The following is a 22,026-nucleotide window of genomic DNA, read 5'->3' as shown; positions in this document are numbered from 1 at the left end:
ACCCTCCTCTGCCGGGGCAGCGGAAACGGACGGGAAATCCTGCTGGAATAGTTAAGCCCCTAACGACCCTCTCGGCGATAGAAAAATGCGCTGAACGGAATACTCTCATGAATCGATTTCATGATTGTTGCTGGTCCGTATCGCCGCCGACCTAGTGGCGAGGCGATTCAGCCGCGCGTTTCCGCGGGTTGCAGGAAGACCACCCGGAAATCGCCACGCTCCACGTCCGCCAGCGTATGCTGGGTAAAATGCAGTAGGCCCCGATCGGGGTGGCGAAAACTTCGCGTTCCGCCCTCCCGCGCCAGCACCGTCTGCGCGTTCCACGATTCCCGGAACTCGGGACTCTGTTCCTGCAGCCAATGGACCACGCCCTGCACGCGCGGATCTGCCAGTCCGTGGCTGTAGTCGCGCCGGAACTCCGCGAGCAAGCGTCCGGCGCGGGCGTTCCAGTCGGGCAGAAGCGCGCGTGCGGCCGGATGCGTGAAGACATAGCGCAGCAGGTTCGGCGCGGGATCGTCCTCGAACAGCCCGACGAACAGCTGCCGCGCCGCCGGATTCGCCGCGCAAAGCGTCCATGCCGGGTCGAGCGCATAGCATGGCCACGCGATCTCCCCCACCAGGGCGGCGATGGCCGGCGGAGCCGCCTGCCCTGCATCGGCAAAGGGATCGACCGGATCGTGCCGCCCGGCGAGAGAGAAAAGATAGTCGCGCTCCGCCGCCGACAGGCTCAGCCCGGAGGCCAGCCGCGCCAGTGTTTCGGCGGAGGGACGCACGTCGCGGCCCTGCTCGATCCAGGCCACCCAGGTGGTGCCGATGGCCGCGCGGGCCGCAAGCTCCTCTCGCCGCAGCCCGGGTGTGCGGCGTCGCCGGTCGTGTCCCTCGGGTGTCATGCTCTCGCGCCGCGTGCGGACGAAAGCGCCCAGCAACCGTCTTTGCTCCTCGTTCCGCATGGTAGCCTTTATAACAGGATAACAATGTTCATTGTAACAGGCTATAGTTGCGCCGATCGGGGCTTCGCAAGGAGAAACCCATGACCGAAGACCAGACCAAACCCAGCCGGCATGCGCTGGTGGACCGCCAGTTCGGCGCCACGGCCGCCGCCTATGTCACCAGCAGGGTCCACGCCGCCGGCGCCGATCTCGACCGCATTGCCGAGCGGGCGCGAGAAGCGCGGCCCGCCCATGTGCTGGACCTCGGCGCAGGTGGCGGTCACGCCGGGTACGCCATGGCACCGCATGCCGGAAAAGTGACCGCCTGCGATCTGGCGCCGAGAATGCTGGAAGTGGTGTCCGCCGAAGCGGAGCGCCGCGGCCTCGCCAATATCGCCGTTCAGCCCGCCGCTGCCGAGGCGCTGCCTTTTGCCGACGGCACCTTCGACTTCCTCGCCTGCCGTTTCTCGACCCATCACTGGCGCGGCGCGGAAGCGGGCCTGCGCGAGGCGCGCCGCGTGCTCGCGCCGAACAGCCCGGCCATATTCATGGACGTGATCGCACCGGCCGATCCGGCGGCGGACACGCATCTTCAGGCAGTCGAACTGCTGCGCGATCTCTCGCACGTTCGCGACTATTCCGCGGCGCAATGGCTGGCCATGCTGGGCGGCGCAGGCTTTGCCGTCACCCGGATGACCAGCGCGCGCCTGCGTATGGACTTCGCCGACTGGACAGGCCGCATGCAGACCCCGCCCGTCCAGGCCGCCGCCATCCGCGCGCTCCAGTTGGCCGCGAGCAGCGAGGTATCGGCGCACTTCGAGATCGAACCTGACGGTTCCTTCACCATCGACACGCTCCTGATCGAAGCGGTCTGAGCCGCCGAAGCCTCCGCGCGCGAACCTGCGTTCGCGCGCAGTTGCCAAGGCGCCCCGCATCGCCAATCCGTCGGGCCGCCAGCGCGAAGTCCGCGTCGCCGATACGCGGCAAGGCCGCAAGCGCGGATCACCAAGACCATTGCGATCCCCCGCCCCCGGGCCTACGCGAAACGGACAAACCTGCAGAGACGAATTATGACATTCCAGACATGGTGGCTTTACGCCTTCGCCGTTTTCCTACTTTCCGGCACGCCCGGACCGAACATGCTTCACGTCATGACGCGAAGCGTGGAATTCGGCTTTCGCCGCAGCATGGCGGCCATGGCGGGCTGCATGCTGGCCATCACGCTGGTCCTGGCCGCCTCGGCCGCGGGCCTGACAGCCCTGCTCAAGGCGATCCCCGGTGCCTTCGAGGTGCTGCGCTACTTCGGCGTCGCCTACCTCGTCTATCTCGGCATCAAGTCCTGGCGTGCGAAAGTCTCTGCCGAAACCGTGGTCGACGAAGGGCTGACCCGCCGCAGTTCGCCGGCCGCACTGTTCCGCGGCGGCTTCACGATCGCGATCAGCAACCCCAAGCTGCTGCTGTTCGCGGCTGCCTTCTTCCCCCAGTTCATCAATCCCGCAGAGCCCAAGGCACCGCAGTTCGCCCTGCTCGTCGGTACGTTCGCGGTGATCGAAATGCTCTGGTACTGCACTTACGCGCTGGCGGGCGGATCGCTTTCCACCCACTTGCGCAAGCCTTCGGTGAAGCGGCTGTTCAACCGCGTCACCGGATCGATCTTCGTCGGCTTCGGAGCAGCGCTGCTTACCTCCCGCACGGCCTGAGGCACAGCTCGCAAAGCTTCAAGCGCGGCTGGCTTCAAGCGCGGCTGGCTTCAAATGCGGCTGGCTTCAAATGCGGCTGGCCGTGCCGGCATGGTGGCGCGCGGCCCGTTCCGCCAGCAGGAAAGCGCCGACAAGGCCCGAGGGCTCACGGCAGGCGGGGCCGACGATCCGCTGCTCCATCGCCGCCATGTCGCGCGCGCCCTGCACATAGCCGCCCAGCAGTTCGGCGGTTCGCGCCCGGATCAGCGGCAGCAGCCGTTCCTGCTTCATCACCCCGCCGCCCATGACGATGCGCTCCGGCGCCATCGTCAGGAACAGCGTCATGCAGAGCTGCGCAAGATAGTCGGCTTCCACCGCCCAGAAGGGATGATCGGCCGGCAGCTCCGAAGCGGGAGAGCCCCATGCCGCGCTGACGGCGGGTCCGGCGGCAAGGCCTTCCAGGCAGTCGCCATGGAAGGGGCAGGTTCCGGCGAAATCCCCATGCGCGGGATGGCGGCGGACCAGGATATGGCCGGCCTCGGGATGGCCGATACCGTGGACCGCCCTGCCCTCGCTGACCAGCCCGACGCCGATCCCGGTGCCGACCGTGACATAGGCAAGCTGGCGCAAGTCACCGCCCACCGCTGCGACTTCGGCCAATGCCGCGGCATTGACGTCAGTGTCGATGGCAAGCGGGACATCGCGGAATGCGCGGACGCGGGCGAGCAGGTCGGTCCCTTCCCAGCCCGGCTTGGGTGTCGCCAGGATCCTGCCGTAATCGGGCGAGGCCGGGTCGACGCCCACGGGCCCGAAGCTGGCGATGCCGATCCCCGAAACCGGGCCCAGATCGGCGGCATCCTCGAAGAAGGCCGCCACTTCGGCGAAAGTGCTGTCGGGATCGCGCGTGGCAATCGTGGCCGTGCGGAGCGAGCCCGTTTCGGCGGCGCCCACGGCGCAGACGAACTTGGTGCCGCCGGCCTCTATCGCTCCATGGATCGTCATGCGCTGGATCATCCTGCAGTTTCGACACGGCCGGGAACAGCAATGTCCCGCGCCGCTTCATCTTCTCCATTTCGCCTGTGCCATTGCCGATGGGCAGGCTGCAACCGTCTTGACCGCCGATAAAGCTGCGCCCGCGGATCCGGCTGGACTCGCGGGCGCAGAAAGGAGCGTTGGAAACGTCAGGCGACGGAGGAGAGACGGAACTCCTGCCTGCGCGCGCCGGTATCGAAGCGGGCGGCCTGGTCGTTGAGCGATCCGGCTTCGGTGGTGAGATTGCGGGCGGCGGCGGAGGTTTCCTCCACCATCGCCGCGTTCTGCTGCGTCGAATGGTCCATCGTCGAGACCGCCACGCTGATCTGGGTGATCGCGGTGGACTGCGCCTGGTTGTCCTGCGCCATCTGGCCAAGCAGGGCATGGACCTCGCCCACGCCTTCCGAGATCGTCTCGAAGGCGCCATCGACGCGCTGGACGGCATCGACCGCGGTGCCGATGTCGGTCTGGGTGGCGGTCAACTGCTCGCGGGCGCGCTTGGCTTCCTCTTCCGAGCGCATGGCCAACGCCGAGACGAGATCGGCCACGACCGCGAAGCCGCGCCCGGCATCGCCGGCCCGGCCCGCCTCGACAGCGGCATTCATGGCCAGCACGCGGGTCTGGAAGGCGATCTTGTCGACGCCCTCGATCACCGAATCGATGCCCTTGGCGCTCTGGCTGACGCGGTCCATCGCCGCCACCGCCTCACCGGCCACGGCGCGTCCGCCCGAGACCGTGGAGAGTGCCTCGTCGGCACGGCGCACCGTCCGGGTCGAGGCCGAAGCCGAGGCCTTGAGGCGCTGGTCGATCTGCACCAGCGCGGCGGACGTTTCCTCCAGGCTGGCGGCATTGGCCTCGGTGCGGCGGGCGAGATCCTCGGAAGCCTGCGCGATTTCCGCCGAGCCGGTCTGGATGCCGCTGGCGCTGCCGGCGACCGCGCCGATCATGCGGCGCAGTTCGGCCAGGGCGGCGTTGAAGTTGTCCTTCAGCGCGGCATAGCCGGCCGGGAAGGCTTCGGTGATGTCGCGCGTGAGGTCACCCTGGCGCAGTGCGTCGAGCCCGTCGCCCACGGCGCTGGTGACGATCTTCTGCTCCTCGGCCGAGCGGCGGTCGGCTTCCGCGCGGTCGGCCGCGGCCTGGCGGAACACGTCGGCGGCGCGGGCCATGGTGCCGATCTCGTCCTCGCGGCCCAGTTCGGGAATGGCGCAGTGCTCGCCCTTGGCCAGACGGTCCACCGCTCCCGAAAGCTTGGCCATGGGACGGCCGATGATGCCGCCGGCCGCATAGAACAGCGTGGCCAGTACGGCCGCGACGATCACCAGGCCGCCGATCACCAGCTGCCAGGCCATGCTGCGTGCAGGCGCGGCAATCGTCGCCTCGGGAACGTCCAGAACCAGCGCCCAGGTGGTGCCGAGGCCCTCCAGGACGACTGGCTGGATCACGCGGCGAGTCGCCACGCCGTCGACGTCGATATCGGACACGACTTGCACCTGGCCGCTGGTGAGCGCGGCCTTCACTTCGTCGAGGCCCGCGCCTTCGTAAGGCTTGCTGAGCTTGGAGGAATCGGGATTGGCGACCCAGGTTGCCGAGGCGGAGAGAAGCATGACCCGGCCCGTGCCGAACGGCTTGAGCTTGGACAGGCGCTCGGACACGCCGCCGAGGTCCATGTCGACGCCGACGACCCCGATCACGCGCTCGCCCGAGCGGACCGGATAAGTGATCGACGTCATCAGCATCGTCGTGCCGTTCACGTCATAGGAATAGGGGTCGACGATGGCGCCCGCGCCGCTTTCGAAGGACTTGCGGAAATAAGGCTTTTCATAAGCATCCGCCTCGTTGTTCGGAGACATCGTCAGCACGCCGGCAGCCTTGACCCAATAAGGGCTGAAGCTGCCATTGCTGCCCGATCCGGGCTGGCCACCCTTGCCGGCGTCGCCGCCGTCCCACTGGTCCGGCGCGATCATGGCCCAGCTGCCCTGGGCGACCTTGGACTTGAGCAGGTCGGTCTTCAGCACGCTCACCGCCAGGCCGCGATCGCGCGTGCCGCGCGCGTGCATGTCACCCAAAGTCGAGGCCAGCGCGCGGGCGGTTCCGGCGAAAGTCGCGACTTCGGTCTCGACCCGATTGCCCTCGGCATCGGCCTGCGCCACGGCGGACTGGTCCGACAAGGCACCCACGGCCGAGCCGGTCTCCACCACCACGGCGGTGAAGCCCAGCAGCAGCAGCACGGCGATGGCCAGTCCGGCGACCGTCATCAGCTTGCCCGCTATATGCATGCGGTTGAAAACGTCTCTCATTTTCCAGCTCCAGGAGGTATCTTCAGAAGGCCGCGGTAAGCGAGAAGAGCGCGGCGGCATCGGCAGCGGAGGCGCTGCCCAGATCGGTGTCGACATAGGCAAGGCCCAAGGTGACGGGTCCGAGAGCCGCGTCGGCGCCCAGCGACCAGTCGTAATATCCGCCGGGTTTCGGGCTGATCGCGCCCTTGCTGCGGCCACCGTGCGCTTTCAGCGTCAGCGGCGTGCCGGGGATCGGCGCGGCGGTCTCTCCGAAGAGATAGAGGTGGTCGCCGCCGAGTGCCGACTGGTCCCAGCTATAGCCGGAACCGACCGTGGCACTGAGCGGGCCGAAATCGTGAGTGAGCCGGGCGGTCGTCTCGAAATATTCGATTTTCGCCGCGCCGCTCCCCGTCGCCGGGCGTTCGCCGCCGGGATAGCTGTAATAGGCCAGGGCGACGTCGAGCGTGGTGGCGGCAGCCACCGTCCCGGCCCAGCCGCCGTAGAAATCCACTTCCGTGGGGCCGTAGCGATCGCCCATGTCGAGCGACGAGGCCCAGGTTCCGAGGTAGACCCCGCTCTTGTGCGAGAGATTGATCGTCGCCTGGACCGCCGGATCCTTGCCGGTCAGCGAAATTCCGCGAAAGCGATAGTCGCTGATGATCGTGGCGGCACCCGAGACAGAAAAGTCGGGCGTATCGTCGGCGGCCTGGGCAGTGACGGGCAGGAAGAACAGCGCCAGGACCAACCCGGCGGAAGAAGCGAAATGCATGGAAGTCCTGTTATGGGACGATAGGGGGCAGTGGCATTATAGGACGCCATGCCCCCGGACGGCCGGGATGCGCGTCGCTCCCCGCCGATCCCGGCAACAGAAATTTACAAATGCTTCATTCGACTGGAAAAAATTCCGCGACCGGCCGGGCCGGGCGCGGCATCGAAGTTACGCCGGGGCCAGGTCTACCGGCCCATCGGCCTGCTCGATTGCGGCCGACCCGATTGCGGCCCGTTCATCCGCTGCCGCCTCGCCGCGCGCAGACTGGCCGATGGACGCGGCCTCGAAAGGTGTCGTCTGGTAGATCTCGTTGATCCAGTTGCCGAAGAACAAGTGGCCGTGGCTGCGCCAGGCATTGATCGGCGGCAGCGAGGGATCGTCGTTCGGGTAGTAGTTTGCCGGGATCGGGCCGCCGTCCCGGTTGTATTCGTTGGCCAGCGTGTCGCCGTCGTATTCCAGATGGTTGAACATCAGCAGCGCGCGGCGGGCCGGATCGTGGAGCAGGCAGAGCCCGCTGTCGTCGCTCTCCGCCAGCACCCGCAAATCGCCGCCCTCTGGCAGGTCGGCGCGGCGCACTTGCGTCCAGCGCGAGACCGGCACTGCAAATTCGTCCGAGATGCCGCGCAGGAACGGCGAGTTCGGCGCGCGATTGCGATGGGGGAATACGCCGAAGGCCTTGGCCTCGAGCGCATGCTTGGGCACGCCGTGGAAGTGGTGGAGGAAGGCCTGCGCGGCCCAGCAGATCGTCAGGCAGCTATGGACGTGCGTACGCGTCCAGTTGAAGATGCGGCGCAGCTCGGGCCAGTAGCGCACTTCCTCGAAGGCCATGCGCTCCACCGGGGCGCCGGTGATGATGAAACCGTCGAACCGCTCGTGCTGGACATCGCACCAGGGGCGGTAGAAGGCTTCGAGATGCTCGGCCGAGGTATTGCGGGCGACATGGTCGCTGATCCGCACCAGGGTCAGCTCGATCTGCAAGGGCGTGGCCCCCAGCAGGCGGGCGAGCTGCGTTTCGGTGCTGACCTTGTCAGGCATGAGGTTGAGCAGCCCGATCCGCAGCGGGCGGATATCCTGCCGCACCGCATCGCTTTCGCGCATCACGGCCACGCCTTCGGCTTCCAGGATGGACCGGGCGGGCAGATCGTCGGGAATCTTGATGGGCACTTGCGTCGGTCCTCTTTCGGGGATGACGCTGGTGGCTTGATCCGTTGATTGCCGGGTCGGCCACATCCTCCCCGAGGGGAGTGCCACCTTGCCCGGATCGGCAGGTTGGCGTTGGGCGTCATCCCAACTCTTGATGCTGGGAAGCGTCATAAGCGCTTCGGCCCGATCTTGCAACGGCCTGTCCGAGAGGCGATGAATGGGCGCTTGGGCGATGCGACAGCCATCGGCCGGTCCAATTGACGAAAGCGTAAATCGAGCCTAGCGGCCGGAAAGCCCAGCGGAATTGCCTGATCGCGGAAAAATCGTCTTCGCTGCAGAGACCGCGATATGCTAAGGACCATCGAATGAGTTTGCCGGCTGCCGCCGTGGCGTTGTTGATGACGGGCCCGTCGGTGCCCGACGCTCCTGTTCACTTCGCCGTCGATACCGCGGCAGAGGCAGGTGATCTGCAAGTTGGCAGCCCGGAAGTTGGCAGTCCGCACGTTGGCGCCCTTCAGCTGGCGGCACTTCAACCTGCCGATGCGACCACTCCGCCTCCGCCGGTCTCCGATCCTGCGGCCCCGGTAAATCCGGCCCCGACGGTTCCTGACGCCTCGGCGGCGGCCGCCTCTGCCACCCCGCCGGAAGCCGCTTCCGACGAGCCCGAATCGGTCATCGTCGTCACCGCACCCGAACCGGCACCGCCGGGCGATCCGCTGCAGAAGCTGAACATCGAATCCTTCAAGGCGGTCCAGGCCGTCGACCAGGCCGTGCTGGAGCCGGTCGCCAAGGCGTACAACAAGGGCCTGCCGCGCCCCGTTCGCCAGGGGCTGCGCAATTTCTTCACCAACCTGAGCGAGCCGGTGGTCTTCGCCGCCTACCTGTTGCAGTTCAAGCCCGGCAAGGCGGCGGAGACCGCAGGCCGCTTCGCGATCAACACGACGCTGGGCGTGGCCGGCCTGGTGGACGTGGCCAAGAAGAAGCCGTTCAACCTGCCCTACCGCCCCAATGGGCTGGCCAATACGCTGGGCTATTACGGCGTCGGTCCTGGTCCGTTCTTCTATTTGCCGATCGTCGGCCCGACGACGCTGCGCGACATCATCGGCGATTCGGTCGACAGGCTGCTGGTGCCCGCCGTCGTCGGCAAGCCCTTCACCAATCCGGCGGTCGTGCTGCCGATGACCATCGTCGACCAACTGGGCGAGCGCGCAGCCTTCGACGAGCGGATCAACAAGATCCGCAAGGAAGACAAGCCTTACGCCGCCTACCGCGAACTCTACCTGAGGCAGCGCAAGGCGGAGATCGAGGCGCTCCACGGCCGGATCACGCCCGACGTGGTGCCGGTCTACGGCCCGAGCATGAAGACGGCCGACAACAAGGACGAGGCCAAGGCGAAGGAAGCGGAAGCGGAAGCCAAAGCGGAAGCCAAAGCCAGGGCCGAAGCGACAAAGGACGTGACGGAGCAGACACCGGCACCGGCACAGCCCGCCGTTCCCGCACCGCAGGGCAATTCCCCCGCGGCGCCTGTCCAGCCGGCCGCTTCCGAGCCCGCTCCTGCCACCACCGCCGCTCCTGCCGCTCCCGTACCCGCCCTCGAAACGGTACCCACGCCCTAAAGTACGGAGGCTCCTGCCGGAAACCGGCGGGGAGTGCAGCGCTTGGGGTGGCCTTCGGGCCACATCCCGGTTAGGCTGGCAGGTATCTGCACAGGCATCGGGCCATGTCCGCCGCCTTTTCCCGCCCGCCATCCCGACGAGAACGCTCGACATCGATGCCCCTGCTCAAGCGCCCCCGTTCCGCCCTGCGCGCCTTCCTGCACAGTGAGGCGTCCGGCGGCATCCTGCTGATGGTCGCGGCAGCTTTGGCGCTGATCGTGGCCAACAGCCCGCTTGCCGACACCTATTTCCACACGCTGCACGTCATGATCGGGCCGATGTCTCTCGCCCACTGGATCAACGACGGACTGATGGCGCTGTTCTTCCTGCTCGTCGGCCTGGAGATCAAGCGCGAGTTCGTCGACGGACATTTGTCCACCTGGTCCGATCGCGCGCTGCCCGCGATCGCCGCGGCCGCCGGCATGATCTGCCCGGCGGCGATCTACCTCGCCATCGCTGGGTCCACGCCCGGACTCGCGCGCGGCTGGGCCATTCCTGCCGCTACCGACATCGCTTTCGCCATCGGCGTCATGGCGCTGCTCGGCAAGCGCGTGCCCGCCTCGCTCAAGCTGTTCCTGACGACGGTGGCCATCGTCGACGACATGGGCGCCGTCGCAGTGATCGCGCTGGCCTATACCAGCGAGATCAACGGCGCCGCCCTGCTGGCGGCCGGCGTCATCATGGGCGTCATGTTCGTGCTCAACCGCGTGGGCGTGAAGGCCTTGTGGCCCTATCTGATCCTGGCCGCGGCGCTCTGGCTGGCCGTGCTGCTGTCGGGCGTCCATGCGACCATCGCCGGCGTTCTGGCCGCAAGCCTGATCCCGATCCGCGCCACGCCCGGCGCGCCGGACAGCGAGGAATCGCCGCTGCACCGCCTCGAACACGGGCTCCACGGCTGGGTGGCTTATGCCATCGTGCCGCTGTTCGGTTTCGCCAATGCCGGGGTTTCGCTGGCGGGCCTGGGCATGGAGCATCTGATCGCGCCGCTTCCCATGGGCGTGGCGGGTGGCCTGTTCCTGGGCAAGCAGATCGGCGTGTTCCTGGCGCTCTGGCTCTGCGCCCGTCTCGGCATCGCCAAGCGGCCCAGCGGCGCGACCTGGATGCAGACTTACGGCATGTGCCTGCTCTGCGGCATCGGCTTCACCATGAGCCTCTTCGTGGGCGGGCTGGCCTTCAGCGATCCGATCCTCATCGACGAAGTCAAGATCGGCGTGCTGGGCGGCTCCATCGTGTCCGCCCTGGCCGGATTCGCCGTCCTGCGCCTCACGGCTTCGCGCCGGAAGGCTCCGGTCGAGGCGGCCTGAAAGGACTGAACATCCGGGCGCCGCAAGGCCGGACGGCCCGGGAACGAAGGAAGAGAAGGGACCGCGCATGGCAGAACAACGGGGACCGGTACTCGTCGCCACGGATCTCAGCCCGCGAAGCGACCGCGCGGTGGACCGGGCGCTCATGCTCGGCGGACAATGGCAGGTGGAGACGTGCGTGCTCCACGCCCTCCGCCCCGAGGAACGCGTGGCCGAAGACGACGTGCGCCAGACGCTGCCGGCCGATCCCGGCAATGTCCGCATCCTCCTGCCCGCCGGTCCCGCCCCCGACACCATTGCCGACGTGGCGCAGGACCTTGCCCCCTCGCTCATCGTGACCGGCATCGCCCGGTTCAATCACCTCGGCGACTATTTCCTGGGCACGGCGGTAGACCATATCATCCGCAATGCCGCCGCTCCGGTGCTGGTGGTCAAGCAACGCGCCCGCACGCCGTACCGGCGCATGCTGGTGGCCGTCGACTTGTCGGTCGATGCCTTGCGGACCTTGCGCACTGCCGGCGAACTCTTCCCCCAGGTACCGATCGAGGTGGTTCACGCCTATCACGTACCGTTTCGCGGCTGGGTCGATTCCGACGGCATGCGCGAGGAACTGCGGCGCGAGGCAGGCGCCCGGCTCGACGAATTTCTCGCTAACGAAGCCCTGCCGGCGGCGCTTGCCGCCAGGATCACGCCGCGCCTGGAACTCGGCGCGCCCGACGAAGTGCTCGCCCGCGCCATAACGCAGTTCGCGCCCGATCTCGTGGTCGTGGGCAGCCGCGACCGGAGCGGACTGGCGCAGGCGACTTTCGGCAGCAACACTTCGGCGCTGCTGGGCTGGATTGCCGCCGATACGCTTGTCGTCAAAAAGACGCCCGAAGGCTGAAGCATGTTCCAATCGGGTGGAATCACCTGATGACCTGGAAGATCCGGCAAAAACCTGGCCCGCCTCAAAGCTCTCCGGCTGCGAAGCCCAGCACATCGAGCAAGGCAGCGCGCGCGGAGCGGCAGCGGTGCCACAAGTCCGGCTCGCCGAGGTCTCCCGGCGCGATGCTTTCCGGCCATTCCCGCGCGATCACCGCCTCGATCCGGTCGCAGGCGCGCTCGTCCAGCAGGAACCGCGGATCGATGGCGGCATGGGCTTCCCGCGATACCGCCACGCGCAGGCGAAGGCAGGCCGGGCCGCCGCCGTTGCGCATGGATTCGCGCACGTCGACCACTTCCAGACGGCGAATGGGATTGTCCGCCGCGACCACTTCCTCCAGCCATTCCCAGACAGCAGAGGCCTCCCGCGCTTCCTGCGGCAGGATCAGCGCCATGTCTCCGCCGGGCAGCGTCACCAGCTGCGAATTGAACAAGTAAGTGCGGATCGCGAGGTCGAGGCTTATCCGCGCGGCCGGTGCCTCGACGATGACCGCACCCGGCACTCGCTGGCGCAGGACGCGGTAGACCAGATCGCGGTCGGCAAAGGCCTGTTCGTGAGTGAACAGCACGTTTTCATTGGCCACGGCGACCACGTCATTGTGGAAGGCTCCCGCCGCGATGGCGATCTCGCCTTGCGGGACGAGCGTATGATCGGCGGCGGCAAGGCCGTGGCGACGGGCGATGGCCGCGCTGGCCGCGCGGTGCTGGCGGGCAGGAAAGATCTGCCCCGCACTGCCCTGGACCGCACGCTCTCCGTAGACGAAGACCTCCAGGCTCCGCTCCGCATGGCCTTCGCCCAGACGCATGAAATTGGCGGCGCCTTCATCCCCCAGACCGGGCGGCAGGGCCGGATGAACCGCGAAGAAGCGCGCATCGGCAAAAGCCAGCCGCAACTGGCGGAAGGTCTGGTCATGCTCGATACCGCGGTGGAGCATGGTGGAGAGGTTGGCCACGCTCAAATGGCAGCGTCCGTCCGCCGTATCCGGCGCGGGCGAGACGGTGGCGGCATTGGCGGTCCACATCGATGAGGCCGAGAACGCATTGCGCAGCAGCGCCGGGTCCTGCTCCCAGGCGGCGCGCAGAACCGCATCGTCGCTGCCCGAAAAGCCCAGCTTGCGCAGCCAGTCCGCATCGGGCCGGTCCTGCGGCAGGAGCAGCCCCTGCGGCAGGCCCAGTGCCAGCATGCGCCGCATCTTGCCCAGCCCTTGCAGCGCGGCCATGCGCGGGGCCGACGTGGCGCCGGCATTGGAAGCGGAAGCGATGTTGCCCAGCGAAAGGCCCGCATAGTTGTGGCTGGGCCCGACCAGCCCGTCGAAATTGATCTCGCGCATCCCGCAGCTCCTTCCAGCCTTGGCAACACCGTCGCACAAGGCGTCCGCGCGGCCAAGCGCGGCGATCTTCATGCATATTTGGCATGTTGGCCGATATATTTTCCGCTAATAACCCCAATTCCGCGCATGACGATATGAGCGAATGGAATGAAGCCGGACGACCGCCGCTACCTGCCACCGATGGCCATGCTGCACGCTTTCGAGACCGCGGCCCGCCTCGGATCTTTCTCCCGCGCCGCGGAGGCGATCGGGCTGACGCAAGGCGCGGTGAGCCGCCATGTCGCCAATCTCGAAAGCTGGCTCGGCACCGCGCTGTTCGACCGGCATGGCCGCCGCGTAGTGCTGAACGCGGGCGGAAGCGCCTATCTGGAGGAGGTTGCCCCCGCGCTCGCCGCAATTCGGCGCGCCACCGGCCGCCTGATTGACCCCGAACCGGAGCATGTGATCGAACTGGCCGTCCTGCCGGGCTTCGGCATGCGCTGGCTCGCCCCCCGCCTGCCGCGGCTCACCCGGCAGCACCCGGACCTGGTGGTCAACATCGCCGCGCGGACCGACATCTTCGATTTCTCCGCCGAGCCCTTCCACGCGGCCATCCACGTCGGCGCGGCGGACTGGCCGGGCGCGGAGCACGACCTGCTGTTCCAGGAGCATGTCGTGCCCGTCGTCGCGCCAGGCCTGCGCGACAATCACGGGATCGCCGCACCGGAGGACCTGCTGCGCGTGCCGCTGCTGGTGCAGTCCGCGCGGCGCGATGCCTGGTCGCGCTGGTTCGCAATGTTCGGGATCGCTGCGCCGGCCATGGAGGGACTGCCCGGCCTCGGCCATTTCCTGATGCTGGCGCAGGCGGTAAAGGCCGGCGGCGGCGCGGCACTCCTCCCCAGCTTCCTGATCGCGCCCGAACTGGAAGCCGGCGAGCTGGTGATCCCCATCGACGCCCCGCTGGCCGAAGACCGCAGCTATTGGCTGGCTTACCCCGAACACGCCCGCAGAAGCCCCGCCCTGGGCCGCTTTCGGGCATGGCTGGCGCAGGAGTGCCGCCCCCAGCCATGATCTGTCATGGAACAAAGCGGCGCGGCGCAAGGTTGATCGGGGACACCCTTTATCAGGCGCACCCCCTAGCATGCTCGAAATTCCGACGCCGACCGAACCGCACAGTTTCGACCCGCCCCCCGAAGCGGCGGCGTTCTATACCGACAGCCTGAAACTGCTGGGGTCCTGGGACATCCCCTACCTCCTGTCCGGCACATATGCGCTGACCTGCCACACCGGCGTCGTCCGCCCGACCAAGGATATCGACGTGTTCTGCAAGCCGGGAGACGCCCCCCGGCTGCTCGCCCGCTTCAAGCAGGAGGGTTACGACGTCACCGTGGAGGACGAGCGCTGGATCGCCAAAGTATGGTCCGGAAAGAACTTCTTCGACGTGATCTTCAACATGTCCTCCGCATCGATCCCGATCACTGACGCCTGGTTCAGCGATGTTTTCACGGCCGAGGTCTATGGCACCCAGGTCCGCATCACCCCGCCGACCGAATTCATCGTCTCCAAGGCCTTCATCCAGGATCGCTATCGCTACGACGGGGCGGACATCGCCCATACCATCCTGCGCAAGCATGACGAGATCGACTGGCACCGCCTCCTCTCGCTGATGGAACTGCATTGGGAAGTCCTGCTGCTCCATGTGCTCAACTTCCGCTTCATCTACCCCACCGAGCGCGAGGCGATCCCGCGCTGGCTGTTCGACACGCTGATCGAACGCATCCGCGCCCAGGCCGAACTTCCCCCCGCCGAAGTGCGGATCTGCCGCGGACGCCTGTTTTCCCCGCGGGACTACGTGATCGACATCAGCGAATGGGGCTTTGCGGACCTGGTAGGAAAAGGACTGGACGAGAAGCATGAACGACATGTCTGACACGCTCCGCCTGGCGGCGATCGGCGACCTTCACGTCACCGAGCAGGACGGCGGTTCCTACCGCGACCTGTTCCGCGAAATCTCCGACAATGCCGAAGTCCTGGCGCTGTGCGGAGACCTCACCAATTTCGGCAAGACCGGCGAGGCCGAGCGCCTGGCGGCCGATCTCTCGGCCTGCTCGATCCCCGTCGTGGGCGTGCTGGGCAACCATGACTACGAATGCGGACAGCCGGAGGAAGTCGCCAATATCCTGCGCCAGGGCGGCGTCACCATCCTCGACGATCAGGCCGTGGTGGTGAAGGACGTGGGCTTTGCGGGTGTGAAGGGGTTCGTCGGCGGCTTCGGGCGCGGCGAGCTGGGCGCCTTCGGAGAGGCGGCGATCAAGAGCTTCGTCGACGAATCGCTCAACGAAGCGCGCAAGCTGGAGAACGGCCTGCGCTCGCTGCGGACGGAGCGGACGGTGGCCGTGCTCCATTATGCCCCGATCCCGGAAACGGTCGCGGGCGAGCCGCCGGAAATCTTCCCGTTCCTGGGCTCCTCCCGCCTTGCCGATGCCGTGGACCGTTTCGAGAACGTCAAGGCCGTGGTCCACGGCCACGCCCATCGCGGCACCTACGAGGGCAAGACCACGCGCGGCGTGCCGGTCTACAATTGCGCGCAGTTCGTGGTCTCCGCCCGGTTCGGGCGCCCTTACGCCCTGCTGGACGTCTGAGCGACAGCGCCGGAGCATGGAAGCCGCCGACGTCTTCACCAAGCTGGACCTGGAGCTGCGGCCCGATCCCGCGCGCACGGTGATACGGCCCTTCCACTTCGCCTATCCTGCCGCCTTCGCGGATCACCACCCGCCCAAGCCCCAGGTCATCGTCCAGCGCATCCTCTCGCTGGACGATGACGTGCGCGAGCGGATGATCGGCTTCGTGATGGGTCCGATGCGCGAGCGCCATTGCCACGCCGACGCCTTCTTCCTGCGCCAGGTCGACAGCCTGGCCGACGAACTGGGCGATATTTCCGCGCTGAACCACCGCGACCGCCTGCTGCTGGGCGCCTATTTCAGCCAGGAATACGCCTTCGAATCCGCCGCCCTATTCAATCCCAGCATCGTGCGGATCCCGATCGAGGCGCAAGCGCAGGAGGCGCTTGCCCCCGGCGCGCCCCTGCGCTTCCTGCTCTCGCTGCGCGGCATCGGCGAGGGGCACATTTCCTCGGTAACCTTCCGCACCGGTTCCTGGGACGGCGGCGAGACCGTCACCATCGACCCGGCGTGGCCGCACTGCATCCCGCCCCGCATCGAAAGCGACAACGAGGGCTGGGTCCGCCTCCAGTGCGAAGACAGCCAGGACGTATCGGAAACCGTGATCTTCCCGGTCCTGCCCGAACAGCGGCAGGGGGTGGAGGACCTCCGCATGGTCATGTTCGTGGAGGACGACGGCCAGCGCTTCCTGATCGGCACTTACACGGCCTACGACGGCCAGAACACGCGGCAGGAGATGCTGCGCGGCGTGGACCTGCGGACCTTCGAGATGCGCGCGTTGGCAGGCCGGATGACCGGATACAAGGGCATGGCCCTGTTCCCCCGCCGGATCGACGGCCAGTACGTCATGCTCGGGCGGCAGGATGGCGAGAACATCTGGCTGCTGCGCTCGGACGACCTGTTCACCTGGGAAAGCGGGGAGCCGATCCTCGGGCCGGCCTACCCCTGGGAATTCGTGCAGATGGGCAATTGCGGATCGCCCATAGAGATCGACGAGGGTTGGCTGGTGTTCACGCACGGCGTCGGCATGGTCCGCGGCTATTGCATCGGCGCCTGCCTGCTCGACCGCGACGATCCCTCGCGCGTGCTGAAGCGCACGCGGGCACCGCTGGTCTTTCCCAGCGCCGAACAGCGCGGCGGCTACGTTCCGAATGTGACCTACAGTTGCGGCGCCCTCGTCCACGGGCGGCGCGTGCTTCTGCCTTACGGCATCGGCGATGAGCTTACCGGCTTCGCCACCTGCTCGCTGGACGATCTGCTCGGTGTGCTGGTTCCGGCCTGACAACGTCGAAGCCCCCTTCTCACGGCCCGCTTCGATCACCATCTTCGCCCGCAAGGAGAACCGATCCATGCCGACTTACGAAAAGACCGAAGAAGCCATCGCGCGCCTGACGCCCGAGCAGTTCCACGTCACTCAGCGCAGCGGCACCGAACGCCCCGGATCGGGCGAATACCTGAACAACAAGAAGCCCGGCATCTACGTCGATATCGTCTCGGGCGAACCGCTTTTCGCGTCCTCGGACAAGTACGAATCCGGATGCGGCTGGCCCAGCTTCACCAAGCCGATCGAACCGGCCAACGTGAACAACCTGGTGGACCACACCCATGGCATGACCCGTACCGAAGTGCGCTCGGCCCATGGCGACAGCCATCTTGGCCACGTCTTCGAGGACGGCCCGCGCGATCGCGGCGGCCTGCGCTACTGCATCAATTCCGCCTCGCTGCGCTTCGTCCCCCGCGAGGACATGGAGGACGAAGGCTACGCCAGCTACGTCGACCAGGTCGAAGACATCGACTGATCCGGCCCGACCGCATGCCTCACCGCGCCCTCGCTGTCAGCTTGCGGCGTCGGTGAGGTAGGCGCGCGGCTTCACGTCGCGCATGGCCAGCGTCGTGTTGAAGTGGCGCACGCCCGGAAGCCGGCGCAGGCGGTTGCGCAGGAAGTCGTCAAGGTCTGGAACACCGCCGGTCATCACCAGCAGCAGATAGTCGAAATCCCCGACGACAGCGTGGCACGTCAGCACCGCCGCTTCATCCAGCACCGCGCGTTCGAAAGCCTCGTGCCGGTCGAATTCGATAGAGACATGGACAAAGGCGCTGGTGCCCAGCCCGATCGCTGCCGGGTCGATCACCGCACGATAGCCGGTGATGACGCCAGCCTTCTCCATGGCCTGGACCCGCTTCCAGCTTGGCGTCTTGGACAGCCCCGCCACCTCGCCCAGCCCCGCAAAACTGAGCCGCGCGTCCTGCTCCAGCGCCGCCAGGATGCGCTTGTCCGCCGCGTCGAGGGTCATGCCCTTCTCCACCGAAACGTCCGTTCTCCCATCTTCACCGCACCGTGCCAATCGTTCTTCAGGAATAGCCCATGGCTTGTGGATTGGGACCAATGTCCCGCCCGGCCAGTGCTAATGTCCTCTCACAGCAAGCCCGGGAAGACAACATGGAACGCCGCAAGGTCTACGAACTGCTCGAAGCGCCCGCCGCGCTCGACTACGAACTCTATCTCCAGACCGATCGTCTGCTGACCTGCCAGAAGCCCTTCGACGATCTGGCCAATGCCGACGAACTGCAGTTCCAGATCGTCCACCAGGTCGAGGAGCTGTGGATGAAGCTCATGGCCTATACGATCGTCGCCGTGGACGAGCACTTGCGCGCGAAGCAGGCGTTCCGGGTGACCACCCTGCTCGGCCGCTGCCACCGCATCATGCGCATGATGACCGAGCAGCTCGACCTCTTGGAAACCATGTCGCCCAAGGAATACCAGCAGATCCGCCTCCAGCTCGGCAACGGCAGCGGCCAGGAATCGCCGGGCTTCCGCGTGCTGCTCCGCATCATCCCCGATCTCTGGCAGACTTTCGATGCGGCTTACGTTTCCGGCGCCGGGCGGACGGTGCGCGACATCTACGACCATGGCTATGCGCATGACGAAGCTTATGCCATCGCCGAGGCGCTGATGGAGTTGGACGAACTTTTCGGCAAGTTCCGCTGGCACCACTTGTTCCTCATCCACCGCTCGATCGGCATGGGCTCGGCCTCGCTGAAGGGGCGCTCCGTCGATCTGCTCCAAGCCGGTGCGAAACATCGCTTTTTCCCCGAGCTCTGGGACGTGCGCGTGGAAATGACCGACGAATGGGGCCATGACTATGGCCGCGTGCGCGACAGCATTGCGGAAAAGGCGAGCCAGTGATCGATGCGTGACCTGTTCCATGTTCCCGAGGGTGGCCCCTATTTGATGAGCCACTCGGTCGGCTGCCTGCCGCGCGCGGCGCGCGCCGCGCTGGACGCGTGCTATCTCGGCCCTTGGCAGACCACCGGCGGCGCTGCCTGGGGGCCGTGGCTGGAAACGATCGAGAAGTTCCGCGCCGCCCTAGCCGGGCTGATCGGCGTGGCGGCGGACGAAGTCGCGCCGCAGCAGAGCGTCTCCTCCGCGCTGTTCTCGCTCCTGTCCGGGCTGCGACCGATCCCGAAGCGCAACCGTGTGCTGATGTCGGAGCAGGCCTTTCCGACCGTGGGCTATGTCGCGCAGGGGCTTGAACGACTGGGCTTCGAGACACGGCTGATCCCCGCGGCCCAGTCGCCCGGCGACGCCGCCACCTGGGAAAGCCATTTCGACGAGAGCGTGGCGGCGGTCGTCGCCATGCACGTTCACTCGAACACCGGCGTCACCTCTCCGCTTGCCGAGATCGCCGCGATGGCCCGTCGCCACGGGGCGCTCTCCATCGTCGATGCCGCCCAGTCCGCGGGGATCCTGCCGGTAGCACCGCACGCCTGGGGCGCGGACGCTGTGATCGGATCGAGCGTGAAATGGCTCTGCGGCGGCCCCGGCGCCGCGTGGCTCTGGCTGCGCGGCGACCTGACGCCCGGCATCGAGCCGCTCGACCTCGGCTGGTTCGGCCACGAAGACCCTTACGAATTCGACATCCGCAGCTTCCGCCCCGCCGCTGACGCGCGCCGGTTCCAGGGCGGCAGCCCGTCCATCGCGCCTTTCGCGCTCGCCCTTGCCGGCATCAAGACGGTGACCGCGCTGGGGCAGGACAGGATCCTGCGCCACAACCGGGACTGCATCGCCGCCTTTGCCGAGGCCGTGGACCGGCCGTTCGACATGACCGGCCGCGGCGGAACGCTCTGCCTGGAATTCGCCGATGTCGACCGCCTTCACGCGGTGCTCGCGCCCGGCGATTTCCGCTACGACGTGCGCGGGCGCTGCCTGCGGGCCTCGTTCCACGCCTGGAACAGCCCGGAAGAAGCGAAGGCACTGGGCCGGGCGATCACCGAAGCCCAGCTGGAGTTTCGCCTCGTTTCGTGATCGGATCGCGGTCCATCGTCGATAGTGCAGGCATTCGGCGGCCGCGACTGTCGAAATCATAAGGTATACATATCGACATACGTCGGGGGATCGGCATCATCGGCCGCCTTGGATCGACCCGATTCAGCACGCCATCAACGGCCGACCGGCCAAGGAGTATCGATGACCTCCCCCACGTTCCGCGCCCCGCGCAGCGCCCTGCGCGCTCTCGCCCTCGGCGGCTTTCTTTCGGCATCGGCCATGGCTTCCGTGGCCCTGGCGGCGCCCGCCGCACCCGCCTTCGACGTCGCCCGCATTTCGAACGACATCAAGACGCTCTCCAGCGACGCCTTCGAAGGACGCGGCCCGGCCACCCCGGCGGAAAAGAAGACCATCGACTACATCGCCGCGCAGATGAAGGCCGCGGGCCTCCAGCCGGCCGGGCAGAAGGGCACCTGGTTCCAGGACGTGCCGCTGCGCAAGTCGGAGATCGTCGGCGCGCCCAGCCTGGCGATGACCATCGGCGGGGCCGCCACGCCCCTGTCGCAGGGCCAGCAGATCGCCGTCCGCGCTGCGGAAACGGGGCAGTCCTCGGTGGCCATCAAGGACCTGCCGCTGGTCTTCGTCGGCTACGGCGTCAAGGCCCCGGAACGCGGCTGGGATGACTTCAAGGGCGTGGACCTCAAGGGCAAGATCATGGTCGTGCTGGTCAACGATCCCGATTTCGAAGGCGGCGGTGCGGCTGATGGCGGGGCCGATTTCGGCGGCAAGCTGATGACCTATTACGGCCGCTGGACCTACAAGTACGAGGAAGCCGCCCGCCAGGGCGCGGCCGGCGTGCTGGTGATCCACGAGAGCGAGCCCGCCTCCTATGGCTGGGCGACGGTCAAGAACAGCAACACCAACACGATGTTCGACATCGTCCGCGCCGATCCGAAGGCTGCGCATACGCAGATGGAAGGCTGGATCCAGAAGGACCTCGCCGTGCAGCTCTTCAAGGCTTCGGGTCTGGACTTCGAAGCCGCCAAGGCCGCCGCGCGCAAGACGGACTTCAAGGCCATGCCGCTGAAGGCAACGATGAGCGCAGACTATGCGGTGAAGTCGGAGATCATCACCTCGCACAACGTGGCCGGGCTGGTGCGCGGCTCGAAGTATCCGGACGAAACCGTGATCTACTCGGCCCACTGGGACCACCTCGGCGTCGGCCTGCCCGATGCCAAGGGAGACCGCATCTACAACGGCGCGCGCGATAACGCCTCCGGCACGGCCGCGCTGCTCGAACTGGCGCGGACTTTCGCCAAGTCGAAGCCGGAACGCTCGGTGCTGTTCCTGGCCGTGACGGCGGAAGAAAAGGGCCTGCTCGGCTCGGAATACTATGCCGACAACCCGCTGCGCCCGCTGGCGACGACGGCCGGCGTCATCAACATGGACGGCCCGCTCTCGATCGAGAAGACCACCAACTTCAGCATCTCGGGCGCGGCCAAGCTCGATCTGCTGACCATGCTGACCGAGGAAGGCCAGAAGCTGGGCCGCCACTATACCCCCGATGCGCGCCCGGAAGCGGGCAGCTTCTACCGTTCGGACCACTTCCCGATGGCGAAGCGCGGCGTCCCGGCGATTTCGTTCAGCCCGGGCCGTGAACTCGTCAACGGCGGCGACGCCCGCGGCAAGGAACTGTCGGACATCTACACGCGCGACAAGTACCACCAGCCGGCCGACGAATACGATCCGAACTGGAACACGTCCGGCTGGAACAGCGACATGACGCTGCTCTACAGCGTCGGCAACCGCCTGGCGAACGGCCGCGACTGGCCTAACTGGTCGCAGGACAGCGAGTTCCGCGCGGCCCGCGACGCGACTTCCGCCTCGCGCAAGTAAGGCAGGCAAAGCCAGGTCGATGCATCGCCCCGGCGCCGGAAGAAGGCGTCGGGGCCATGCAGCCGGCCGGGCCAACTGCCGCCGCGTTCAAGAAAGGACCGTTCCGGTCTACTCTGTCCGGAACCGTGCAAACCACGGCCCGGGATCCTTTTCTTCGAATGGAA

20 protein-coding genes and 1 riboswitch are annotated in these 22,026 nt (G+C 67.0%); of the genes, 13 read left to right on the top strand and 7 right to left on the bottom strand.

Features of this window, described 5'->3' with window-relative positions; all coding sequences use genetic code 11:
• Positions 1-167: 167 nt before the first annotated feature.
• Positions 168-950: a helix-turn-helix transcriptional regulator gene (locus EDF58_RS21445; protein WP_132269289.1), complete on the bottom strand. Its 783-nt coding sequence runs from the start codon at positions 948-950 to the stop codon at positions 168-170.
• 80 nt (positions 951-1,030) lie between these two features.
• Between EDF58_RS21445 and EDF58_RS21440 the strand changes: the two genes are divergently transcribed.
• A complete protein-coding gene (locus EDF58_RS21440) occupies positions 1,031-1,804 on the top strand; it encodes a class I SAM-dependent methyltransferase (RefSeq protein ID WP_132269287.1) in 774 nt (257 codons plus the stop codon).
• A gap of 195 nt (positions 1,805-1,999) precedes the next feature.
• Positions 2,000-2,629 (top strand): LysE family translocator, encoded by a 630-nt coding sequence (locus EDF58_RS21435; protein WP_132269285.1) that lies wholly within the window; start codon positions 2,000-2,002, stop codon positions 2,627-2,629.
• Positions 2,630-2,695: 66 nt separating this feature from the next.
• Here EDF58_RS21435 and EDF58_RS21430 read toward each other — a convergent pair whose 3' ends face one another.
• The 4 genes from EDF58_RS21430 to metA all read right to left on the bottom strand — a co-directional run bounded on the left by EDF58_RS21430 (position 2,696) and on the right by metA (position 7,849).
• Entirely contained in the window at positions 2,696-3,610 is a 915-nt protein-coding gene (locus EDF58_RS21430; protein WP_132269283.1) for an ROK family protein, read from the bottom strand.
• A gap of 179 nt (positions 3,611-3,789) precedes the next feature.
• Positions 3,790-5,937: a methyl-accepting chemotaxis protein gene (locus EDF58_RS21425; protein ID WP_132269281.1), complete on the bottom strand. Its 2,148-nt coding sequence runs from the start codon at positions 5,935-5,937 to the stop codon at positions 3,790-3,792.
• A 22-nt stretch (positions 5,938-5,959) separates the two neighbouring features.
• On the bottom strand, positions 5,960-6,685 hold the full coding sequence (locus EDF58_RS21420; RefSeq protein WP_132269280.1) for a TorF family putative porin: 726 nt from the start codon (positions 6,683-6,685) through the stop codon (positions 5,960-5,962).
• A 168-nt stretch (positions 6,686-6,853) separates the two neighbouring features.
• Positions 6,854-7,849, bottom strand: a complete 996-nt coding sequence (gene metA, locus EDF58_RS21415; protein WP_132269278.1) for a homoserine O-succinyltransferase — start codon at positions 7,847-7,849, stop codon at positions 6,854-6,856.
• A gap of 34 nt (positions 7,850-7,883) precedes the next feature.
• Positions 7,884-7,991: riboswitch (SAM-I-IV-variant riboswitch) on the bottom strand.
• 202 nt (positions 7,992-8,193) lie between these two features.
• On the opposite strand from metA, the gene EDF58_RS21410 reads away from it, so the two are divergent.
• The 3 genes from EDF58_RS21410 to EDF58_RS21400 all read left to right on the top strand — a co-directional run bounded on the left by EDF58_RS21410 (position 8,194) and on the right by EDF58_RS21400 (position 11,670).
• The gene (locus EDF58_RS21410; RefSeq protein ID WP_132269276.1) at positions 8,194-9,444 is read left to right on the top strand and encodes a VacJ family lipoprotein; all 1,251 of its coding nucleotides are present in this window, start codon (positions 8,194-8,196) and stop codon (positions 9,442-9,444) included.
• A gap of 155 nt (positions 9,445-9,599) precedes the next feature.
• The gene (gene nhaA / locus EDF58_RS21405; RefSeq protein WP_134093685.1) at positions 9,600-10,787 is read left to right on the top strand and encodes a Na+/H+ antiporter NhaA; all 1,188 of its coding nucleotides are present in this window, start codon (positions 9,600-9,602) and stop codon (positions 10,785-10,787) included.
• Between the two features lie 67 nt (positions 10,788-10,854).
• Positions 10,855-11,670, top strand: a complete 816-nt coding sequence (locus EDF58_RS21400) for a universal stress protein (protein WP_132269272.1) — start codon at positions 10,855-10,857, stop codon at positions 11,668-11,670.
• Between the two features lie 64 nt (positions 11,671-11,734).
• Here EDF58_RS21400 and EDF58_RS21395 read toward each other — a convergent pair whose 3' ends face one another.
• On the bottom strand, positions 11,735-13,039 hold the full coding sequence (locus tag EDF58_RS21395; RefSeq protein WP_132269270.1) for an N-succinylarginine dihydrolase: 1,305 nt from the start codon (positions 13,037-13,039) through the stop codon (positions 11,735-11,737).
• Between the two features lie 147 nt (positions 13,040-13,186).
• Here EDF58_RS21395 and EDF58_RS21390 point away from each other — a divergent pair, with 147 nt between their 5' ends.
• The 5 genes from EDF58_RS21390 to msrB all read left to right on the top strand — a co-directional run bounded on the left by EDF58_RS21390 (position 13,187) and on the right by msrB (position 17,498).
• Positions 13,187-14,089, top strand: coding sequence for a LysR substrate-binding domain-containing protein (locus tag EDF58_RS21390; protein ID WP_132269268.1), 903 nt, complete (start codon positions 13,187-13,189; stop codon positions 14,087-14,089).
• A 70-nt stretch (positions 14,090-14,159) separates the two neighbouring features.
• Entirely contained in the window at positions 14,160-14,948 is a 789-nt protein-coding gene (locus tag EDF58_RS21385) for a hypothetical protein (protein ID WP_132269266.1), read from the top strand.
• A complete protein-coding gene (locus EDF58_RS21380; RefSeq protein ID WP_243654420.1) occupies positions 14,941-15,660 on the top strand; it encodes a metallophosphoesterase in 720 nt (239 codons plus the stop codon). The genes EDF58_RS21385 and EDF58_RS21380 overlap by 8 nt, the downstream gene beginning before the upstream one ends.
• 16 nt (positions 15,661-15,676) lie before the next feature.
• Positions 15,677-16,981: a glycoside hydrolase family 130 protein gene (locus EDF58_RS21375; RefSeq protein ID WP_132269262.1), complete on the top strand. Its 1,305-nt coding sequence runs from the start codon at positions 15,677-15,679 to the stop codon at positions 16,979-16,981.
• Positions 16,982-17,048: 67 nt separating this feature from the next.
• Positions 17,049-17,498: a peptide-methionine (R)-S-oxide reductase MsrB gene (gene msrB / locus EDF58_RS21370; protein WP_132269260.1), complete on the top strand. Its 450-nt coding sequence runs from the start codon at positions 17,049-17,051 to the stop codon at positions 17,496-17,498.
• Between the two features lie 36 nt (positions 17,499-17,534).
• Here msrB and EDF58_RS21365 read toward each other — a convergent pair whose 3' ends face one another.
• Positions 17,535-17,993 (bottom strand): Lrp/AsnC family transcriptional regulator, encoded by a 459-nt coding sequence (locus EDF58_RS21365; RefSeq protein WP_132269258.1) that lies wholly within the window; start codon positions 17,991-17,993, stop codon positions 17,535-17,537.
• A 146-nt stretch (positions 17,994-18,139) separates the two neighbouring features.
• Here EDF58_RS21365 and EDF58_RS21360 point away from each other — a divergent pair, with 146 nt between their 5' ends.
• From EDF58_RS21360 to EDF58_RS21350, 3 genes are all read left to right on the top strand, one after another.
• Positions 18,140-18,886, top strand: a complete 747-nt coding sequence (locus tag EDF58_RS21360; RefSeq protein ID WP_132269257.1) for a tryptophan 2,3-dioxygenase family protein — start codon at positions 18,140-18,142, stop codon at positions 18,884-18,886.
• Positions 18,887-18,889: 3 nt separating this feature from the next.
• Complete coding sequence (locus EDF58_RS21355) at positions 18,890-20,005, top strand: aminotransferase class V-fold PLP-dependent enzyme (protein WP_132269255.1); 1,116 nt, start codon at positions 18,890-18,892, stop codon at positions 20,003-20,005.
• 162 nt (positions 20,006-20,167) lie between these two features.
• Positions 20,168-21,862: a M28 family metallopeptidase gene (locus EDF58_RS21350; protein ID WP_132269254.1), complete on the top strand. Its 1,695-nt coding sequence runs from the start codon at positions 20,168-20,170 to the stop codon at positions 21,860-21,862.
• Positions 21,863-22,026 lie beyond the last annotated feature (164 nt).

This window comes from Novosphingobium sp. PhB57 (assembly GCF_004342985.1).
In the GTDB taxonomy this organism is placed as follows: Bacteria; Pseudomonadota; Alphaproteobacteria; order Sphingomonadales; family Sphingomonadaceae; genus Novosphingobium.
Note: the sequence above shows the minus strand (reverse complement) of the source record. Positions and strands in the feature narration are given on the sequence as shown.

Coding starts and splice junctions, on each gene's coding strand:
- EDF58_RS21445 (WP_132269289.1), bottom strand. CDS start 950: ATGCGGAACGAGGAGCAAAGACGGTTGCTGGGCGCTTTCGTCCGCACG.
- EDF58_RS21440 (WP_132269287.1), top strand. CDS start 1,031: ATGACCGAAGACCAGACCAAACCCAGCCGGCATGCGCTGGTGGACCGC.
- EDF58_RS21435 (WP_132269285.1), top strand. CDS start 2,000: ATGACATTCCAGACATGGTGGCTTTACGCCTTCGCCGTTTTCCTACTT.
- EDF58_RS21430 (WP_132269283.1), bottom strand. CDS start 3,610: ATGACGATCCATGGAGCGATAGAGGCCGGCGGCACCAAGTTCGTCTGC.
- EDF58_RS21425 (WP_132269281.1), bottom strand. CDS start 5,937: ATGAGAGACGTTTTCAACCGCATGCATATAGCGGGCAAGCTGATGACG.
- EDF58_RS21420 (WP_132269280.1), bottom strand. CDS start 6,685: ATGCATTTCGCTTCTTCCGCCGGGTTGGTCCTGGCGCTGTTCTTCCTG.
- EDF58_RS21410 (WP_132269276.1), top strand. CDS start 8,194: ATGAGTTTGCCGGCTGCCGCCGTGGCGTTGTTGATGACGGGCCCGTCG.
- nhaA (WP_134093685.1), top strand. CDS start 9,600: ATGCCCCTGCTCAAGCGCCCCCGTTCCGCCCTGCGCGCCTTCCTGCAC.
- EDF58_RS21400 (WP_132269272.1), top strand. CDS start 10,855: ATGGCAGAACAACGGGGACCGGTACTCGTCGCCACGGATCTCAGCCCG.
- EDF58_RS21395 (WP_132269270.1), bottom strand. CDS start 13,039: ATGCGCGAGATCAATTTCGACGGGCTGGTCGGGCCCAGCCACAACTAT.
- EDF58_RS21390 (WP_132269268.1), top strand. CDS start 13,187: ATGAAGCCGGACGACCGCCGCTACCTGCCACCGATGGCCATGCTGCAC.
- EDF58_RS21385 (WP_132269266.1), top strand. CDS start 14,160: ATGCTCGAAATTCCGACGCCGACCGAACCGCACAGTTTCGACCCGCCC.
- EDF58_RS21380 (WP_243654420.1), top strand. CDS start 14,941: ATGTCTGACACGCTCCGCCTGGCGGCGATCGGCGACCTTCACGTCACC.
- EDF58_RS21375 (WP_132269262.1), top strand. CDS start 15,677: ATGGAAGCCGCCGACGTCTTCACCAAGCTGGACCTGGAGCTGCGGCCC.
- msrB (WP_132269260.1), top strand. CDS start 17,049: ATGCCGACTTACGAAAAGACCGAAGAAGCCATCGCGCGCCTGACGCCC.
- EDF58_RS21365 (WP_132269258.1), bottom strand. CDS start 17,993: ATGACCCTCGACGCGGCGGACAAGCGCATCCTGGCGGCGCTGGAGCAG.
- EDF58_RS21360 (WP_132269257.1), top strand. CDS start 18,140: ATGGAACGCCGCAAGGTCTACGAACTGCTCGAAGCGCCCGCCGCGCTC.
- EDF58_RS21355 (WP_132269255.1), top strand. CDS start 18,890: ATGCGTGACCTGTTCCATGTTCCCGAGGGTGGCCCCTATTTGATGAGC.
- EDF58_RS21350 (WP_132269254.1), top strand. CDS start 20,168: ATGACCTCCCCCACGTTCCGCGCCCCGCGCAGCGCCCTGCGCGCTCTC.